At 47.7% G+C, this 19,161-nt stretch carries 14 protein-coding genes; all 14 read right to left on the bottom strand.

Features of this window, described 5'->3' with window-relative positions:
• Positions 1-12: 12 nt before the first annotated feature.
• Positions 13-840: a carbohydrate ABC transporter permease gene (locus NYE33_RS16635; RefSeq protein WP_039295446.1), complete on the bottom strand. Its 828-nt coding sequence runs from the start codon at positions 838-840 to the stop codon at positions 13-15.
• Entirely contained in the window at positions 840-1,724 is an 885-nt protein-coding gene (locus tag NYE33_RS16630) for a carbohydrate ABC transporter permease (RefSeq protein ID WP_042138758.1), read from the bottom strand. The genes NYE33_RS16635 and NYE33_RS16630 overlap by 1 nt, the downstream gene beginning before the upstream one ends.
• Positions 1,725-1,808: 84 nt before the next feature.
• Positions 1,809-3,212 carry an ABC transporter substrate-binding protein gene (locus NYE33_RS16625; RefSeq protein WP_042138759.1) on the bottom strand — a complete coding sequence of 468 codons (1,404 nt, stop codon included), beginning with the start codon at positions 3,210-3,212 and terminating at the stop codon, positions 1,809-1,811.
• 340 nt (positions 3,213-3,552) lie between these two features.
• The gene (gene pflA, locus NYE33_RS16620; RefSeq protein ID WP_039295441.1) at positions 3,553-4,290 is read right to left on the bottom strand and encodes a pyruvate formate-lyase-activating protein; all 738 of its coding nucleotides are present in this window, start codon (positions 4,288-4,290) and stop codon (positions 3,553-3,555) included.
• Positions 4,291-4,410: 120 nt separating this feature from the next.
• Positions 4,411-6,672 (bottom strand): formate C-acetyltransferase, encoded by a 2,262-nt coding sequence (pflB, locus tag NYE33_RS16615; protein ID WP_039295439.1) that lies wholly within the window; start codon positions 6,670-6,672, stop codon positions 4,411-4,413.
• Positions 6,673-6,933: 261 nt separating this feature from the next.
• Positions 6,934-9,555, bottom strand: a complete 2,622-nt coding sequence (adhE, locus tag NYE33_RS16610; protein WP_042138761.1) for a bifunctional acetaldehyde-CoA/alcohol dehydrogenase — start codon at positions 9,553-9,555, stop codon at positions 6,934-6,936.
• Positions 9,556-9,998: 443 nt separating this feature from the next.
• The gene (locus NYE33_RS16605; protein WP_042138762.1) at positions 9,999-11,465 is read right to left on the bottom strand and encodes an ABC transporter substrate-binding protein; all 1,467 of its coding nucleotides are present in this window, start codon (positions 11,463-11,465) and stop codon (positions 9,999-10,001) included.
• Positions 11,466-11,598: 133 nt separating this feature from the next.
• Positions 11,599-12,471, bottom strand: coding sequence for a carbohydrate ABC transporter permease (locus NYE33_RS16600; protein ID WP_341066713.1), 873 nt, complete (start codon positions 12,469-12,471; stop codon positions 11,599-11,601).
• 1 nt (position 12,472) lies between these two features.
• A complete protein-coding gene (locus tag NYE33_RS16595; RefSeq protein WP_042141372.1) occupies positions 12,473-13,396 on the bottom strand; it encodes a carbohydrate ABC transporter permease in 924 nt (307 codons plus the stop codon).
• A 116-nt stretch (positions 13,397-13,512) separates the two neighbouring features.
• Positions 13,513-14,841: a response regulator gene (locus NYE33_RS16590; RefSeq protein WP_042138764.1), complete on the bottom strand. Its 1,329-nt coding sequence runs from the start codon at positions 14,839-14,841 to the stop codon at positions 13,513-13,515.
• A 13-nt stretch (positions 14,842-14,854) separates the two neighbouring features.
• Positions 14,855-16,648 carry a cache domain-containing sensor histidine kinase gene (locus tag NYE33_RS16585; RefSeq protein WP_076245646.1) on the bottom strand — a complete coding sequence of 598 codons (1,794 nt, stop codon included), beginning with the start codon at positions 16,646-16,648 and terminating at the stop codon, positions 14,855-14,857.
• Between the two features lie 163 nt (positions 16,649-16,811).
• Complete coding sequence (locus NYE33_RS16580; protein WP_076245649.1) at positions 16,812-17,774, bottom strand: alpha/beta hydrolase; 963 nt, start codon at positions 17,772-17,774, stop codon at positions 16,812-16,814.
• Positions 17,775-17,792: 18 nt separating this feature from the next.
• The gene (locus NYE33_RS16575) at positions 17,793-18,302 is read right to left on the bottom strand and encodes a GNAT family N-acetyltransferase (protein WP_042138767.1); all 510 of its coding nucleotides are present in this window, start codon (positions 18,300-18,302) and stop codon (positions 17,793-17,795) included.
• Positions 18,303-18,342: 40 nt separating this feature from the next.
• Positions 18,343-19,143 carry an alpha/beta hydrolase gene (locus NYE33_RS16570; RefSeq protein ID WP_341068696.1) on the bottom strand — a complete coding sequence of 267 codons (801 nt, stop codon included), beginning with the start codon at positions 19,141-19,143 and terminating at the stop codon, positions 18,343-18,345.
• Between the last annotated feature and the right edge of the window lie 18 nt (positions 19,144-19,161).

Raw genomic sequence — 19,161 nt, 5'->3', positions numbered from 1 at the left:
ACATGAATAGGGTTATCCTTTTACACTGCCTGCCGTTACGCCTTCAATAATCTTCTCCTGCAAAATAGCATAAATGACGATGACCGGAACCACGCTATAGACAATACCCGCCGACATTTGCGCGTAGTTCATCTGATATTGATCACGGAATTGAACCATGCCCACCGGAAGCGTGCGCAGCTCGTCATTAGAGAGGAAATAGTTAGCCAGCAGGAACTCGTTCCAATTTCCCAGGAAATTAACAATGAAGACTGTAACCATGGCCGGAACTGTCAAAGGTACAATAATTCTAGCAAAGATACCCGGAGCCTTCAAGCCATCCATGACCGCCGCCTCTTCAATTTCACTGGGAAGTGAGCGCATGAATGCTGCCAGGATAATAATCGTGAATGGAATTGCATTGGCGATATAGGGAATTATCAGTGCCCAGTGTGTATTGAGAATATGAAGCTTGCGGACAATCGTGTAAATAGGCAGCATCAGTGCATTGTTCGGAATCAGCATGCCGATCAGGACCAGCGAGAACAGAATCTTGTTCCATTTTCCCTGGCGCATCCGCGTAACCGCGAAGGCAAACATAGAAGCCAACAGAATGGATACCACCGATGACAGGATCGAAATATATAAGCTGTTAAAAAAGTATGTGCTGATCTTGGCGTTCACCCATGCTTCAACGTAGTTCGAGAATTCGAATGTCTTCGGAATCCCGAACGGATTCAGGGCGATCGCATTGTTATCCTTCTTCACCGAGGAGAACAGGACAAAGAGAAACGGAAAGAGTACAACGATCAGGTATCCCAGCAGGGCAACGTGAGGTAAGCTTTTCTTGAGGCGCGGCATCAGTATTCAATCCTTTCATTACGACGGGCAAACAGCAGCTGATAGAGAGCTGTAACCACGAGCGTGAACATAAAGATCAGAATTGCAATGGTATTGCCGTACCCATATTTGAAATTGGTGATCGCATATTTAATCATATAGGTGGCCATAACCTCAGTTGAACCTGCCGGGCCGCCTTTGGTCATAACAATGACGATATCTGCGGCCTTCATCGCTCCGGCAATAGAGAGCATGATTACTACCGAGATAATGGGTACAATCAGCGGCAAAGTGATGCGTGTAGCGCGCTGGAAGCCCGTAGCGCCGTCGATGGCCGCAGCCTCATCCAGTTCACCGGGGATGGAGAGAATGGCCGCCAGCACCATTACAATGTAGAATCCGGTCCATTGCCAGGCATTCGTTATAAGAATTGACAGCATGGCGAACCGCTCATCTGATAGCCAGTAGACAGGCTCAATGCCGACAAGGCCGAGCACTTTGTTGAACAAGCCGATATTCGGCTCATAAATGAAGCCCCACAGAATACCGATAACTGCAGTAGACATAATGGATGGCATGAATACTGCTGTCTTGTAAAGGCCCTTCAGCTTCTTCACATTAGCGATTAATAAGGAGAAGAAGACAATCAGCGGCACCTGAATGCATACGGAGAACAGAATGAACCAGCCGTTATTTTTAACAGAAACCCAGAAGCGTTCATCCCCCAGGGCTTTTTTGAAGTTGTCCAGTCCGGCGTATTTCACTGTATCGGATACACCGTTCCAGCTGGTGAAGCTATAGTAGAGTGAACTGAAAATGGGGTAAATGAAGAACATAATGAACAGAACCAGTGCCGGTATAACGAACAGAATGAACACCAGAGGATTTCTTAGTGCCTTATTCATGACTACCTCCAAATTGCTTAGACATCTCTCACTTTAAAAATGCACCCTGGAGCAAGCACCAGGGTACATTCAATTTACCGCCTCTTATTCTACTGCTGCGTTGGCTTCTTCCTGAATTTTCTGCAGCGCATCGCCCATCTTCTCAGGAGTGGTCTGTCCGCCAATCAGGCTTTGAATCTGGATATTACTGATCTCGGTAGTCACATCTGCCTGCACCAGAGAGTCAAATGCCGGGAAGGAGGACTGGGAGCTGTTGAGTACTGCTACAATCTCACTCATCAGATCATCGGTGATATTCTCAGTCAGTACCGCCTGATCAATCTTCATAGCCGGCAGCACGCCATCTTCCACCAGACCGCGCAGCTGCATTTCTTCATTGAACATATTCTTAATGAATGATTTCACTGCAGCGAGTTGACGTTCATCTTCACCTGCAGATGCCGAGAAGCCATAGCCGTTGTTCACATCACGCATGAGTGCCGTCTGATCACCCACTCCGCCGTCTACCGCCGGAATGTTGAAGAAACCGACTTTACCGATCAGACCTTCACCGGATTGTCCGGCTTTGAATACAGAGGACTTCCATGTGCCGTCATACATCAGGATCGCTTCACCACTGGTGAACTGGGTTGTATATTCAGCATACTCGAAGCCGAGCTCGCCTTTCTTGAAGTAGCCTTTGTCTACCCATTCCTTGTATTTCGCAAAGCCTTTGACTACATTAGGATCATTCCACTTAGCTTCGCCAGTAGCGAACTTCGCTGTAACATCCGGTCCGGCATAACGTGACCAGAGATGGTTGGCGAGCATGAGTGGTACCCAGCCAGCCTTGGAAGCACCGGCAAGCGGCACTTTGCCGTCTGCTTTGATATCAGCCAGCTGCTGTTCCAGCTCAGCGAAGGTGGCCGGAGCCTTCCAGCCCTTGCTGTCATAGTATTCTTTATTGTAGAAGAACCCTTCACCTGAGCCGCCGATTGGCAGGCCGTAGATTTTTCCTTCGTAAGTAAATGGATCCAGATTGGAGAATTTGTCTTTAATGCCTAGTTCATCTAGGATCGGGGTCAGATCGAGCAGCTTACCTTCTTTGGCATAGATCTTGGAATCCGGACTGCCGAACAGGTCGAAGATCTCCGGCGGATTACCGGCCGCCATTTCCCCGCGCAGCTTCTCTTTACGGTTTACATCCGAATCTACTCCATCCAGCTTGAAGGTTAGTCCCGGTACTTCTTCCTGTACCTTGCCGACTACATCCTCCAGGATCGCCAGACGTTTCTGTTTATCTGCACCTACCTGAGTATGACGGACCGTCATTTCAAAAGGTTCAGCACTAACCGGTTCTTCGGTTGCGGCAGCATTGGTTGCAGCGGCCTCATTCGTTGCAGCCGGTTCTTCCGTTGCAGCAGCATTGTTATTGTTGCCTCCACAACCTGTCAGCAGCGCTGAGGTAACGAACATCAGGGACAACAGCATAGTTAAGCTTTTTCTCATTACGGGTGACCCTCCCTATTTAATTGTTTCCCTTACAACTCTTATTATAGAAAACCCTGATTGTAATCGTAAGGTTAAGATTCATCTACAATAGGGATAAAATACTCTAATGTAAGCGAATTCAGTTGTATTTAGTGACATAAATGAGTTATATTTCATTACACGACAACTTGAAAAGAGGTATTTTTCTATTTTCTTGCGTCAGATTACTTATACATACAATTTGCATTTTCATCAATTTCACACTTTACTATGTATGTTGAACTCATTTCACCGTACATCAAAAAAGCGAAACTCCTCAGATTGGAAGCTCCGCTTACGTTATATATTGTGTATGAATTTATACCAGAGCAGACTGTTTACGGCCCTCTTCAATCAGCCGGTATGCACGCTGCACTTCTTCTTCGTCCGGTGACTCCACCCCTTCAAGCTCGTAGGGACGGCCAAGCTCTTTCCATTTATAAATCCCCATTACATGATAAGGCAGGATTTCGAACTTCTCTACTCCATTAAGGGTGCCAATGAACCGGCCGAGATTCTGCAGATCCTCTTCCTTATTATGAATGCCGGGAACGTATACGTGGCGAATCCACATTTTACGGTTATTATCTGACAACCAGCGGGCAAGCTTTAAGGTACGGTCGTTGGATTTGCCAGTCAGCTTAATATGAGCTTCATCATCGATATGCTTCAGATCCAGCAGTACAAGATCGGTAACATCCAGCAAGTCGCTGATTTTCGAACCATCATTATAGCCGTTAGTATCAAGCGTAGTATGCAAATTCCAGCGTTTCTTCACTTCGGTGAACAGCTGTTTGACGAAATGCGCCTGCAGCGTGGGTTCCCCGCCGGATACGGTAAGACCGCCGCCGGATGTTTTATAATAATTCAGGTAAGGTTCAATTTCCGCCAGCACTTCTTCAACGGTCATTTCCTTGCCTTCATTCAATCCCCAGGTATCCGGGTTGTGGCAATACTGACACTTAAGTAGGCAGCCCTGCATAAAAAGCACGAAGCGGATACCCGGGCCATCCACCGTTCCAAAAGTTTCTAAGGAGTGGATATGTCCTTTAAGCATGAGATGTCATCCTTTCAAAAAGCTTAAAATTTTAATTACTTTTAAACAAGAGTGTACCGCCCTCTTGCAAGGGCGGCAGCTCTTTGATTTATTTTAATTCTTGATCTGTAAGAACAAATCTTACATGGAATCGTGGAACGTACGGTTGATAACATCCAACTGTTGTTCGCGGGTCAGCTTGATGAAGTTAACTGCATAGCCGGATACGCGAATGGTCAATTGTGGGTAGTTCTCAGGGTGATCCATTGCATCAATCAGCTGCTCACGGTTAAATACGTTAACATTCAAGTGCTGAGCGTTGTTGTGGAAGTATCCGTCCATCATGAATACCAGGTTGGACTTACGGGATTCTTCGTCTTTACCCAGAGCCTTAGGAACGATTGAGAATGTGTTGGAGATACCATCCTGTGCATCGGAGTAAGGCAGTTTAGCAACAGAGTTCAGGGAAGCAAGTGCACCCTTCTTGTCGCGTCCGTGCATTGGGTTAGCACCAGGTGCGAACGGTTCGCCTTTTTTACGTCCATCAGGAGTAGTACCAGTCTTCTTACCATAAACAACGTTCGAAGTGATAGTCAATACCGATTGAGTCGGTACAGCATCACGGTAAGTTTTGTTTTTACGGATCATGCTCATGAAGGTTTCAACCAGTTCAACCGCGATGTTGTCAACAGCGTCGTCGTTGTTACCGTAGCAAGGGAATTCACCTTCAGTTTCGAAGTCGATAGCAATACCTTCTTCGTTGCGGATCGGTTTAACCTTAGCGTATTTAATTGCGCTCAGGGAGTCGGCAGCAACGGACAGACCGGCAATACCGCAAGCCATAGTACGCAGAATGTCGCGGTCATGCAGTGCCATTTCGATACGTTCGTAAGAATATTTGTCATGCATGTAGTGAATGATGTTCAGCGTGTTGACATAAGTCTTAGCCAGCCATTCCATCATTGGTTTGAAGCGTTTCATTACTTCGTCGTAATCAAGGTATTCGGAAGTGATCGCCGGATATTCAGGACCTACCTGAGCGCCGGATTTTTCATCCTTACCGCCGTTGATTGCATACAACAGGGCTTTTGCCAGGTTGGCACGGGCACCGAAGAACTGCATTTGTTTACCGATACGCATTGGGGATACGCAGCAGGCAATTGCGTAATCTTCACCCCAGTATGGACGCATTACATCATCGTTCTCATATTGGATCGCACTGGTTTCGATGGAAACCTTAGCACAATATTTTTTGAAGCCTTCAGGCAGCTTTTCGGACCACAGTACGGTCAGGTTCGGCTCTGGTGCAGGACCCAGGTTGTACAGGGTATGCAGGAAACGGAAGCTGTTCTTAGTTACGCGTGTTGTTCCGTCTTCAGCCATACCACCGATGGATTCAGTTACCCAAGTAGGGTCGCCGGAGAACAGATCATTATAGTCAGGCGTACGCAGGAATTTCACGATACGCAGTTTCATTACGAAATGGTCAACGATTTCTTGTGCTTGCTCTTCAGTAAGAGTACCTTCTTCGAAATCACGTTGTACATAGATATCAAGGAAAGAGGATACGCGTCCGAGGGACATTGCCGCACCATTTTGCTCTTTAACTGCAGCCAGATAACCGAAGTATACCCATTGAGTAGCTTCTTTGAAGTTATTAGCTGGTTTGGAGATATCAAGACCATGAGCAGCAGCCATTTGTTTCAGTTCGCCCAGAGCACGCATTTGCTCGGACAGCTCTTCACGCAGACGAATCACTTCTTCTGTCATGGAATCCACTTCAAGCTCAGTCAATTGTTGCTTCTTGTCTTTAATCAGGAAATCAATACCATACAGGGCAATACGGCGATAGTCGCCGATGATACGTCCGCGGCCATAAGCATCAGGAAGACCTGTAATTACGCCGGATTTACGCACAGCTCTCATGTCTGGTGTATATGCATCAAATACGCCTTGGTTATGCGTTTTGCGGATGTTCGTGAACATGTCAACGATATTTTGCGGAAGCTCGAAGCCATAAGCTTTAGTAGCGTCGATCATCATTTTGATACCGCCGAACGGTTGAATGGAACGTCTGAAAGGAGCATCAGTCTGAACGCCGACAATTTGTTCCTTGTCCTTGTCGATGTAGCCTGGATTGTGGGAAGTGATCGTGGAGACAGTATCGAGGGATACATCCCATACGCCGCCTCTTTCTCTTTCTTCCTTGCTAAGCTGGGAGATAATCTTCCACAGTTCAGTGGTGTTGCTGGTAGGACCTACCAGGAATTCTTCATTTCCTTCATAAGGCTTGATGTTCTTGGCAATAAAGTTATTAACGTCAACCTTCTTAGCCCATGTACCCTTAGTAAAACTTCTCCAACCCGACTTAACCTCTTGTACTTCTCTTTCAATCACCGACATGCTAAATCCCTCCATTTATATTTAGTATATTTGTAGAGATCGCGGGCTTGAAGGTTAATCCCGTGTCTCGTGATCCCATAGCTATTGGTTGTTATAAAATTCACAATCGCGGCTTCATAACTGGGATCGTTGTTTATATAAACATTTTAGTTTATTTTCTGAAAAAGAACTGTGACAAATATCACTCTTTCGGTGATATTTGTCACTTCCATCCAGTTCCATATTAACCTTTAACCTTATTCTTTGCCAGACAATCTTAGATTAGTTGTCGAATCTTCCGTAGAATGCGTTGCGGTATACATCAGCAAGTTCAGATACCAGCGGCATTTTTGGATTGGCAGTTGTACATTGGTCTTCAAATGCACGGTCAGCCAGGTAATCTACACGGGATTCGAAGTCCTTAGGATCAAAGCCAAGAGCCGAGAAGGATTCTTCGATACCGAGTTTTTTGTTCATGTCGCGGATTGCATTGATCAGGCTGGTTACGCCTTCTTCGGTAGTGCGTGCTGGCAATCCCAGGATACGGGCAATTTCAGCATACCGTTCGTCAGCTACAAAGTGCGAATATTTAGGGAACGAAGCGAACTTCGTAGGTTTCTTGGCATTGTAACGGATAACATGCGGCATCAGGATGGCATTGGTACGGCCATGTGCTGTGTGATACTGTCCGCCCCATTTGTGCGCCAAGCTGTGGTTGATACCCAGGAATGCATTAGCGAAAGCCATACCTGCCAGAGTCGAAGCGTTGTGCATTTTTTCGCGGGCAAGCTTGTCGCCTTGCAGTGCGGATTTCTCCAGCCACTGGAATACCAGTTGAATGGCTTTGATTGCCAGACCATCGGAATAGTCACTGGCCATTACAGATACATAAGCTTCAATTGCATGTGTCAATACATCCATACCTGTATCGGCAACAGCAGTTTTCGGCAAGCTGTATACAAACTCCGGATCAATAATAGCTACGTCTGGAGTCAGCTCATAATCAGCAAGCGGATACTTAGTATTATTGCCAGTTGTCTTGTCTGTGATAACTGCGAACGAAGTTACTTCAGAACCTGTACCGGAAGTTGTTGGAATCGCAACGAATTTCGCTTTGTTGCCGAGCTTAGGGAATTTGTATACCCGTTTGCGGATATCCATGAACTTCTGTTTCAGGCCGTTGAAGTCTGCATCCGGGTGTTCGTAGAACAACCACATTCCTTTTGCAGCATCCATTGGGGAACCGCCGCCGAGTGCGATGATGCAGTCCGGCTGGAATCTGTTCATCATTGCAGCGCCTTTTTCTACAGTAGTTGTCGATGGATCCGGTTCAACTTCCGAGAACACTTCGATCGCTACCGGAGTCTGGCGTTGACGCAGGTAATGCTCAACTCTTTCCACATAGCCCAGTTTAACCATCATAGGGTCAGTAATAATAGCTACGCGAGTGATATCAGGCATTTTGGCCAGGTACTGTGTGGATCCCTTTTCGAAGTAAATCTTGTCAGGTACTTTAAACCATTGCATATTCACGGTACGACGGTTCACCCTTTTCACGTTGATCAGATTGATTGCAGTCACGTTTTGCGATACAGAGTTGCGTCCATAAGATCCGCAGCCCAGTGTCAATGAAGGGATATTGGTGTTGTAAATATCGCCGATTGCGCCGTGTGTGGATGGCGAGTTGACGAGAATACGTCCGGTTTGCAGACGGTTGGAGAACTTCATGATTACTTCTTCGTTGTTGGAGTGGATAGCCGAGCTGTGGCCCATGCCGCCAAATTCAACGATTTCAGCTGCGCGTTCGATACCCTGGTCTGCGTTCTTCACTTTGTAGCAAGCCAGAACCGGGCTCAGTTTCTCAGCGGACAACGGATATTTGGTACCTACGCCTTCAAGTTCAGCTACCAGGATCTTCGTGCCTGCAGGAACCTGAATTCCGCACATTTCAGCGATCTTCACTGCGGATTGGCCGACGATAGCCGGGTTAACCGCACATTTTTCTACGTTCATTGCGCCGCTTGTGAGCTTGGCAGCTTCTTCTTTGTTTACAAAGTAACAGCCGTTCGCAATCATTTTCTTCTTCACTTGGTCAAAAATCGCTTCTTCAATGATAACCGCTTGCTCGGAAGCACAGATCATACCATTATCAAATGTTTTGGAAAGGATAATGTCTGTCACTGCCTGATCAATGTCAGCACTCTTCTCAATGAAAGCAGGAACGTTACCAGGACCTACGCCGAGTGCCGGTTTGCCGCAGCTGTAAGCCGCTTTAACCATTGCCGATCCGCCGGTTGCCAGAATCAGTGCAACGTCAGGATTGTTCATCAGTGCGTTTGTTTTGTCCATGGTCGGAAGTTCGATCCATTGGATGAAGTTCTCAGGAGCGCCAGCCTTCACACCTGCATCATGTAGAATTTTGGCGGCTGCCGCACTACACTCTTGCGCTGATGGGTGGAATCCGAATATAATAGGGTTACGTGTCTTAGCGGAAATCAAAGCTTTAAACATCGTGGTGGATGTTGGGTTGGTTACCGGTGTGATACCCATAATGATTCCGACAGGCTCAGCAATCTTCTGGAAGTTGTCATAAGCGTTATCCTCAATAACGCCTACTGTCTTGTCGTACTTAATTCCGTGCCAGATATATTCAGTTGAGAAGATGTTCTTCGTAATTTTGTCTTCATAGACACCGCGTCCTGTTTCTTCAACGGCCAGCTTAGCCAGGTACATATGTTTGTCGAGTCCGGCCAACGCCATTGCATGAACGATTGTGTTAGTTTGCTCTTGATCCAGTCCCATGAACGCTTCATGAGCTTTCTTTGCTTTATCCACCAAAGTCTGAATATATTCTTCAGCGGTGGTTTGTTTCACTTGGGCGGCGACTTCGTTTTTAACTGCCATCTCCCTCGTCCTCCTGTCAATTTTTAGGTTGTTTTTCTCTACACATTTATCTTATCATATCCTTTTCACCTTGTATAGTGAAATCTTTCACAAAGTATAAAGTTTTTTTTGATTTGTTTTCAAAGCGCTTTCATTCGATCATATTATAGTCTATTTTCCATTTGTTGTGTGATAATTCATTTATATTTGTCCGATTTGCGAACGCCCGCCATCTAGCCTCCCCTGCTTTTCTTGAATCCAGCTCTTCAGCCTTGTTTTTCCCCCAGAATAATGGTGCTATCTGATGTTCTTCCTAATCTTCGTCAGCTCTACTCTCCTGCCGCATTCTCTTACATAGAAGTATAAATATAAATCAGAGCAAGCAAAAAGGCAGGAGACCGGGTCTCCTGCCTTAGCGTTATAAATCCTCTATCAAGCATCGTAACCACTCATTCAGCAAGTGACTATTCCACTTTGATAGTATCGAAGAATTTCTCTTGAACAGTTTTGGCGGCAGCGTCGAGCTGGGCTTTGGAATCTGTACCATCCTTAGAGAACAGCTCCTGGATTACATTGGACATGGTTGCGTAGTAATCCTGAGTATTGTATTGTGCTTCAGGCTTACCATCCAGCAGCGCCATAATTTCAGGGCTGTATTGATAAACGATGTCGTACTTGTCATAGACAGCTTTGGTCTTCTTGCCGAAGTCGGAATCAGCAGCATAGTAATCAAGGAGCGGCGGGATGTAGTATTTGCCGTCCGTTTTGCGCTGGCTGATAATCGCGTCAAGAGCTTCAAGGCCTTTGTCAGAGAAGTAATCGAAAGTAATATAGCGGAAGGCCATTTCCTGCTCGTCTTTGCTGGCGTTCGGATTGATAACCAGATAGTCACCGCCGAGTACGCCGGTATGCTTGCCGCCTTTTTCAGCAGCTGGCATCGGGTAAGTAAGTACATCTTCAGGCTTGAGTCCGCCCTGGTTGAGCGCCTGCTCGATAACACCGTCAGATCCGGCCATTACCATAGCAGTACGTCCCTGCTGGAACGCGCCGACAGCATCGCCCCAGCCAAGCGCCCAGTCCTGAGGAACTGCTTTGGCTTCCCATCTCAGCTTCTTATAGAAATCCAGCGCCTTCACACCGGCATCCGAATTGAATGTAGCCACAACCTTACCGCCTTCAATCTTCTGGATTTCACCGCCTGCTTCGAACAGGAAGTTGGTCCAATTCCAGCCTGCTTCGTTGCCTTTACCCATTGGAGCAATACCGGAGATCCCCTTCTTGGTATCCGCTACCCCTTTGGCGGTATTCAGCATATCATCCCAGGTCCAGTCCATTGGAGGGACGGCTACACCTTTTTCATCCAGCATCTTTTTATTAATCATCGTTGTAGTGACATAACCCTTTTGCGTTACGCCATACACTTTGCCGTCAATAATGAACTGGTTCTGCAGGACAGGGTTAATCTGATCCTTGAATTCATAGTTGTTCCACAGATCCGTAACATCAGCGACCCAGCCCTTCTCGACCAGGAATTTCGCTTCAGTTGCATAGGTGTTGAAGAAGGTAGGAGCTTCATTCGCTGCCATCTTCACCCCGATTTCGCTTACATTGTACTGCCAGTCATCCTTGACAATCTCTACATTCGGATAGACCTCCTGGAACCGCTTGATCTTGTCATCCTCCTGTGCTCTTACCTCGGTAAGGTCAGGGGTAGGATAGTGAATTTTGATCGTTACTTTTCTCTGGGTGATATCATCTACCGGTGCCTCTGTCGGAGCAGCGGTCTCCTCTGCTGCATTAGTAGCTGCTGGTGCAGGCGTCGCCTCTCCTCCATTTGCCGCCGGTTTGTTCCCGTTATTATTGCCGCCGCAAGCGGACAATAACGATCCCGTCACCAGGAGACATGCTAATACGCTGGAAAATTTACGCATTGAAACTCCCCTTTTCAATTCATAATTAGCTTACAAATTCATCATAAAAGAGAAACCGTTTACAAACGAGGTGTATTTATATTCCTTTCATGTGCAGGTTTACGATCCGTATCCTCCTGCAGCATAATTTTGATCACCCTTTGACAGCCGACAGGGAAACGCCGCGCATAATGAACTTCTGGAAAACAAGGAAGACCAGGATCGGCGGTAAAGACACAAGGAACAGAATGGCAAATTTGATGTTCGTATTCAGTGCTTTTACATTAATAACGTATTTATAGATCGCTGTGGCGAGTGTGTACTTATCCTCACTGTGCATGACTAGCGAAGGCCAGAACCAGTCATTCCAGGCTGTGGAGAAGATAAAGATTGCCAGTGTCGCAAAAATCGGAATCGACAGCGGAACGGCAATGGTGAAGAAGCTTCTCGGCTCCGAGGCCCCGTCAATCCGTGCGGCTTCAAGAATCTCCGGATGAATCCCGTCGAAGAAGTTCTTAAGCAGCAGGAAGAAGAAGGTATTCGCACCAGCCGGCAGCCAGAAAGCAGCATACTGGTTCAGCAGCCCGAGTTCCTTGAGATTGACAAAGTTCGGGATCATATAGCTTGTGGCCGGAATAAACAGCGTCATCAGGAAGAAGAAATAGAAGGCCTTGCGGTAAGGCACATTCATCCGCGAGATGCTGAAGGAAGCCAGGCCCAGTACAACCAGGGTAGCTACCATGTTCCCGACAAAGATGTACAGCGTGTTCCGCAGGAACATCGGCAGATTGATATAATCCAGTGCATCCTTAAGGTTGCTGAAATGCCACTCCTGCGGGAAAAAATGCGGCGGGAATGAGTTAACCTCAACATTGGACTTAAGTCCGTTGAACATGGTCATCAAAATAGGATATAGCATGCTAAAAATCATTAACAGAATAAAAAACACCATGATTCCGTATACGATTTTGTTGCCGGTCTTCTTAAGATCATGTTCGGAGAGAATCCCTCTGTCTGCGCTCTTCATCCTAGTTGTCCTCCTTGTTAAGCTTGAACTGTAAGATGCCCAAACCGCCCAGAACAACAAACATCAGCATTCCCAGCGCAGTCGCCGTACCATAATCCAGTCTTGTAAAAGCATATTTCACAATGAGCAGCGCATAGGTCAGCGTAGCATTGTTCGGTCCTCCGTCAAGCAGGGCCATCTGCGACTGGTACCCTTGAGAGGTAGCAATGATCTGCAGAATCAGCATGAGCAGAATCAGATTGCGCAGCGACGGCAGCGTAATATGGCGGATGCGGGCCCAGACTCCGGCTCCATCAATCTCAGCGGCTTCATACCAGTCCCGGGGAATACTGAGCACCGCAGCGAGATAGATCAGCATCCCCGAGCCGAATTGCTGCCAGGTCTCCATGAAGACAAGCGAGATCATCGACCACCTGGTATCCGTCAGGAAAGCGATCTGATCTGCCCCCGTGCTGCCAATCAGGGCATTAATCGGCCCGACTGGATCATACAGCCATCTCCATAGTCCGTACAAGACAACCGCTGGCATTACATAAGGCAAATACGCCGCTACGCGTACGAATCCGCCGAATTTCCTCAGCTCGGAGATCGCAATTGCAAAAGCAATCGGTACCCAGAAGCCGATCACAAGGCAGAGCAGCATGTAATACAGGGTATTCTTCACAGCAATCAGCACATCCGGGTCCGTAAGCGCTCTGGCATAATTGTCCATGCCTACGAATGTATTTCCTTTGACGAAATCGACCGTGTAGAAGCTGTACAGGAATCCTTTGAAGATAGGCACCCACATAAACATAATAAAGATGATGATCGCGGGGACGAGGAACATAAAGCCCCAAAAATTCTTTTTCCAGCGGTTCTGTTTATACGGCTTGCTCTCGAGCTCCGCTGGCAGGTGATCATGTAACGCAGCAGACTGGTTCATTCTGGCTCCCTCATTCCTTTCGTCTTTCAGCACTTTCGCAAAGTGCTTCCTACCTTAATTGTAGAAAATGAGGGGGAGGCTGAACATGTCTATATCTATGGCAATCGTAAGCGTTCTTACTTCTTCAGTTCACTGGGGCTGATTCCGTAGTATTTTTTGAAAATCTTGCTGAAATGCTCCGGCGACTCATATCCCACCCGCTCGGCAATCTCATACCGGCGCAGATCGGTATTCAGAATCATCTCCCGGCTGTCCTCCATCCGCAGCTTGATCACATATTCCCAAAGGTTATGACCTGTATTTTTCTTAAACAGGTAACTCAGATAGTTGGGGCTGACATGGTTCTTCTTGGCAACCTCATGGATCGTTAAGCCCTTCTGGGCGTAATTCCCGTCAATATACTCCTTGGCCTTCTGCACAATCAGATTGCTGTGCGTATGCAGCTCCTCGGGTGACGGATCAGCGGCATAATTGTTCCAGTTGAAATCGCCATAGTAGAACACATAGTGGTCGGCATGCTCTTTGTTCCATAGAATAGCCTTCGAAGCCTGGCGGTTCAGCACATCCATGAAGCTAATCCCCTTCAGAATCTGGCTGATGCCGATTACAGCATTCAGATGCAGATAGCGGTGGATATTGAAATGCAGACTGCGCCCGAGCACATCAAGCCGTCCTACCTGGCCGGTGGCCGATTCCTCGTAGCTCTTCTCATCCCACTGGATAATCACTGTAATCTCCTGGTCCGGTGAATAGAAGGCTGTAGAGTTCCACTCCTGATCGAGCAGCTCCTTGGCAATATTCAGGGCGGCATAACGCAGCAGACTGCGGTCACGGGAAGTATATTTCTGCTCACGCCGTTCTTCCGGCATGGGGAGCTTGATTTTGATGACGGCAAAAAATGGTCCCTGCAGCTTCAGCTCATCCAGCTTACGCAGCTCCTCCTCCCTCCCCAGCACTGAAGCGGTTTCGGCAAGCAGCGTATTCAGCAGTTCGCTATACTCCGGTAGAGGCTCCTCCAGGCGGAAGCTTTCACTGATCCCGTCCATGTAGGTGGCCAGCTCCGGTGACGGCTTATCCATCTTGAGGACTACACTGCGCACCGAATCAAGGAATTGCTCACTGTTCAGCGGCTTGATCAGATAATCCTTGGCTCCCAGCCGGACGGCCATCTGGGCATACTGAAAGGTCTCATGCGCAGAGATGACGATCGTCTGCACCCAGGGTTTGGCCATTTTGGCATGCTGCATCAGCTCGATGCCGCTCATCGCTCCCATCTGAATATCCGTAACGAGCAGATCAATCTCTTCCATCCGGATACAATCCAGTGCCTCAAATCCGCTGTTCGCGGTATAAATATGGTCAATATCAAGGCCTGAAGCGGCCAGCAGACTGCTTAGCCCTTTACAAATAAGCGGCTCATCATCAACAACCAGTATATTGAACACCTTGATCTCTCCTCTACTCTATAGTCTCTGATTTCGGAAGCGTCACTGTCACCACGGTTCCTCCGCCGGTACGCGGTCCGTAGCTGATCCCGTAATCCTGGCCGAAATGCAGATGCACACGCTGATTGATATTGCGTATTCCATATCCGCTGGCCGGGTTGGGGCTTTCATCATTCAGTACATAGTCGATTGCCTTATAATCGACCTGCTTATAGCCGTTATCCTCAATGGTAATCAGAATCCTGTCATTCTGCAGAACGGAGGTGATGATGATTTCGCCGTCCTCATCCATATTTTTGACACCGTGAATAATGGCATTTTCGATTAACGGCTGCAGGGTGATCTTGGGAATCAGATTGCTTTTGGTTTCAGGGGCAATATTCCAGATGACGGCGAACACATAGTCATACCGGTGCTGCTGCAGCTTGATATAGGCACTGGCATGCTCCAGCTCCTCCTCAAGCGTGATCAGTTCCCGGCCCCGGCTTAAGCTGATCTTCATCAGCTTGGATAATTCCTTGATCATTTCCGCGGATTCCACATTGCCCTCCAGCGAGCTTTTCCAATAAATACTCTCCAGGGTGTTGTACAGTAAATGCGGATTGATCTGCTGATAGAGCAGCTGCAGCTGGGCTTCCTTCTGCTTGATCTCCATCTGGTATTTGTACATAATCAGGCTGTTGAGCCTGCGGGCCATATCATAGGTGGAAGCGATCAGCACACTGACCTCATCATTGCTGCCTCTCCGGGGAGTCTCGGGAACGCGGTTGCCAGGCTCATACTTGCGCACAAAAAAAGCCAGCTTCTGCAAAGGAGTCATCAGCGAACGCCAGAAGTAGGTGATAATGATCAGCCCAAACAGCGCGTAAGCAACGGTTATGTATTGAATGACACGTTTCATTTCGTTCTGCTGCTGCAGCAGCGCCTTGACCGGAACCTTATACACCAGCTTCTGCTCGAAGGCGTGATTGTTGTTGACTACATATATGAAATCATCTGTGATGATATCCTCGGTCCCCTCCGGGTCACCGGCTTCAGAACCCTCTGGAAGAGCAATAACTTCCCCCGTTGAATTCGTAGTAGAGGCAAGCACGCGGTTGTTCATATCCGTCAAATAAATTTCCCCGTCCGGCAGGGAGATGGATTTCAGCGACTCTCCGATCTTCGATTCCATCTTGGTCACCACCAGCACGCCGATTGTGCCTGCACCTCTATAGATATTATTAACTGCCCTGACATAAGTGAGGGTCTTCAGATCCTCGGCCTGCGGGCTCAGCTTCTCCGTGAACATTAGATACCCGTGGCCTTTCTGCTGCACCACCTGCTCGAACCAATAAGGCATTTCACCCTTGGAGAAAAAATAAACCCCCGCCTTCTTCACCTGCGGGAAATTGGGAGCGAAAAAGTAATAGTTGTCCGGATCATACACGTACAGCGAATAGTAAATCCCGTCGCCCCGCTCGGCTCCCTGGGAGTAGCTGCCCAGCAGCTTCTCAATGGTTTCGTACCGTTCGACGCGTTCAAGCACCGGATCATCCCCGCTCATATTCAGCTGCTGCAGGATCGGATTCTGGATGACGGTCGTCGTTATTTTGTTAACCGTATCAATGTCTCTGTTAATGATGGCGAAATTCTGCTTGTTCAGCTCCACATAGGCATTGGTCACATGGCGCTTGAGAATCTCTTCCGCCTTATAGTTGCCGTAGCTGTTCAGGATCAGGATGGGCGAGATCATAATCAGGAACAGCAGAATCAGCTGCTGCTTGACGTTCAGCTTAACGATAGGTTTAATAAGCATCGACAACATCTGGATACACCTCCAGTTTCAATAATATAACAAACCTACAAGCGCTTACATAGGTTTATTTCAAAGTTCTTTATGTTCATTTGTATGGAGTTTCAACATTATTATATTTAAACAAAAACCAGCCATAACACGAAGCTACCGTGTCAGACTGGTTTTATCACAATCATTCTCTATCGGGTTCGTTCTCAATCGTTCTCAAAAAAGCAAGCACAGCAACAATCATCTGCTCCAGCCCCCGTTGTTCAATCGGAAAATGACCGGCGCCTTCTAAACTCACATATTCTTTTCTGCTTTTGAGATTATCATAAAACGGTTTACTGAAGCGGTAAGGAGTCATAGGGTCTAATTGAGGATGAACGAGCAATACCGGGCAAACCTCAAAGTTCTCAGGTTTAATCACAGGTTTCATATTTAAGAACGTTCTTAGTAAGCGTAAGGGAATAGATGTGCCTGCCGCAAGAGGATCATTCATAATGAGTCTGGTCAGTTCAGCGTTGTTCGTAATCCATTTCATCCGGGATACTTTATTCACAGAGATCTGCAAGGAGTCTAATAGGGAAGGAAATTGATCCATACACCATCCCCCTAACCGGCTAATGAGTTTGTTAGGAGCTAACTGATCACGAACTTTTGAATCACTCGTATCTACAAATGTTGTTGCAATTAACCCTTTGACCCGTTTACTTTGTACAGCCGTGTGATAAGCTAACATGCCTCCAATACTGGAGCCCAGCAGAATGATAGGCTTGCCGTCCCGTTTCAGCTCCTGTTCGATCAATTCATTAAGGATGTCAATCCAGAGCTGATAATCCAATGATTCCGCTGAATCGGTATAGCTTAGACCATAAGGCGGCAGATCCGGCGACACTACTTCATAACCGTAGGTTTGCAGCATTCGTGCATAAGGAGCGAGCAACCTGCCATTGCCGCCAGCTCCATGAATGAAAATAATTTTCAATTGTGCATCAGGAACAGGCATACGATCCAGGTGAATATGAGCATTGTTCCAGGTCATCCACTCTTCTGTGGGTAAGTGATTTTCATTGATCTGCATGTCATCAGGGAAAAACTTTTGATATTGCTTCCAATAGGTCACCGACTGATTATAGGAAGAATCCTTATTCATAAATATGCCGTTCCTCTCTCAGGGGACCGGAATTTCTTTTTCCATAATATAATCATCCATGACGAATCCATTCCCGATATCCGCCATTTGTTCCCTTAGGGTCCGAAAGCCTTTTCTCTTATAGACTGCAATACTGGATTCATTATCACGATTGACCGTTAGCCAAATATGAGTCAGGTTTCTGTCTTGGCACAGCTTCTCCAGGAAGGCCAACGCCTGGCTGGCATAGCTGCGCCCCCTGTACTCCTTGCCTATATAAAACTTGCTCAAGAAGAGCTTTCCTTCCTCTTGTCTGGCCGAGATATAACCGGCTGTGGAGCCTTCACCGTTATGGATTAAGTAATATTCATAACCCTGATGATGGATCTGATCCGTAATCGCCGGAACCGATTGGAACTTTCCAAGCATATAATCGATCTGCTCGGCGGTAATAATCGAGACATAGTATTCGCGCCATATTTCCGCCGCCAATCGGGCAACCTCAGCGGTTTCTTCCGCTGTATGCACATGTGAAAATCTAAGCTTCATTATATGTACCTCCTTTGGGCGCGGACATAGAAGCAGACGCTCACGCTTTGGTATAACCGTTCAATTCCAGCCAGGATGCACAGGCATCGGTCCACGTCCGTGTATGCGGCTCATCGGCTCCTAAACCAATCCCGTGTATCCCATGTGAATAAATGTGAAGATCGAACGGAACACGGTGACGGCTCAGCCCTGCGGCGAACAGCAGGCTGTTCTCTACGGGAACGGAAGCGTCATCCGAGGTATGCCAGAGGAACGTTGGCGGAGTCTCTGCGCTCACCTGGAACTCACTGCTAAGCCGCAGCGGCAATTGCTCATCCGGGCTTGCTCCCAGCAGGTTCTCCTTCGAGCCCTGATGCGTTACCCCTTCGGTCATGGAAATGACCGGGTAGCATAGAATCAGCCGGTCCGGCCGGCTGGACAGCCGTTCGAGCGGCTCCGGGTGATCCGCATTCCCGAGATCATACAGCACACCGGCTGCAGAAGCGAGATGTCCACCGGCGGAGAAGCCCAGAATGGCCAGCCGGTCCGGATCAATTCCGAATTCATCCGCCCGGAAGCGGATCGTGCGCAGCGCTCTTTGCGCATCCTGCAGCGCACACGGGTATTTATAAGGTGCAACACGGTAGCGCAGCACAAACGCTGAAATCCCGAGTGTATTCAACCATTCTGCAACCGGCCCTCCCTCGTGATCGGCACGCATCGCATAGCCGCCTCCCGGACAAATCACAACAGCGGCATTCTGCTTGCCTTCAACTAAATAAGGTGTAATCGCGGGCTGGTCCTCATCACTGGTTCCCAGCGCTCCAGGCGCACCCTCAGGCCATAGCAATAACGTTTCCATCATCATCCCTCAAGCTTT

Origin of the sequence: Paenibacillus sp. FSL R10-2199 (genome assembly GCF_038000235.1) — a bacterium.
Classification (GTDB): Bacteria; Bacillota; Bacilli; order Paenibacillales; family Paenibacillaceae; genus Paenibacillus_AQ; species Paenibacillus_AQ phytohabitans.
This window is presented reverse-complemented; position numbering and strand designations above follow the sequence as displayed.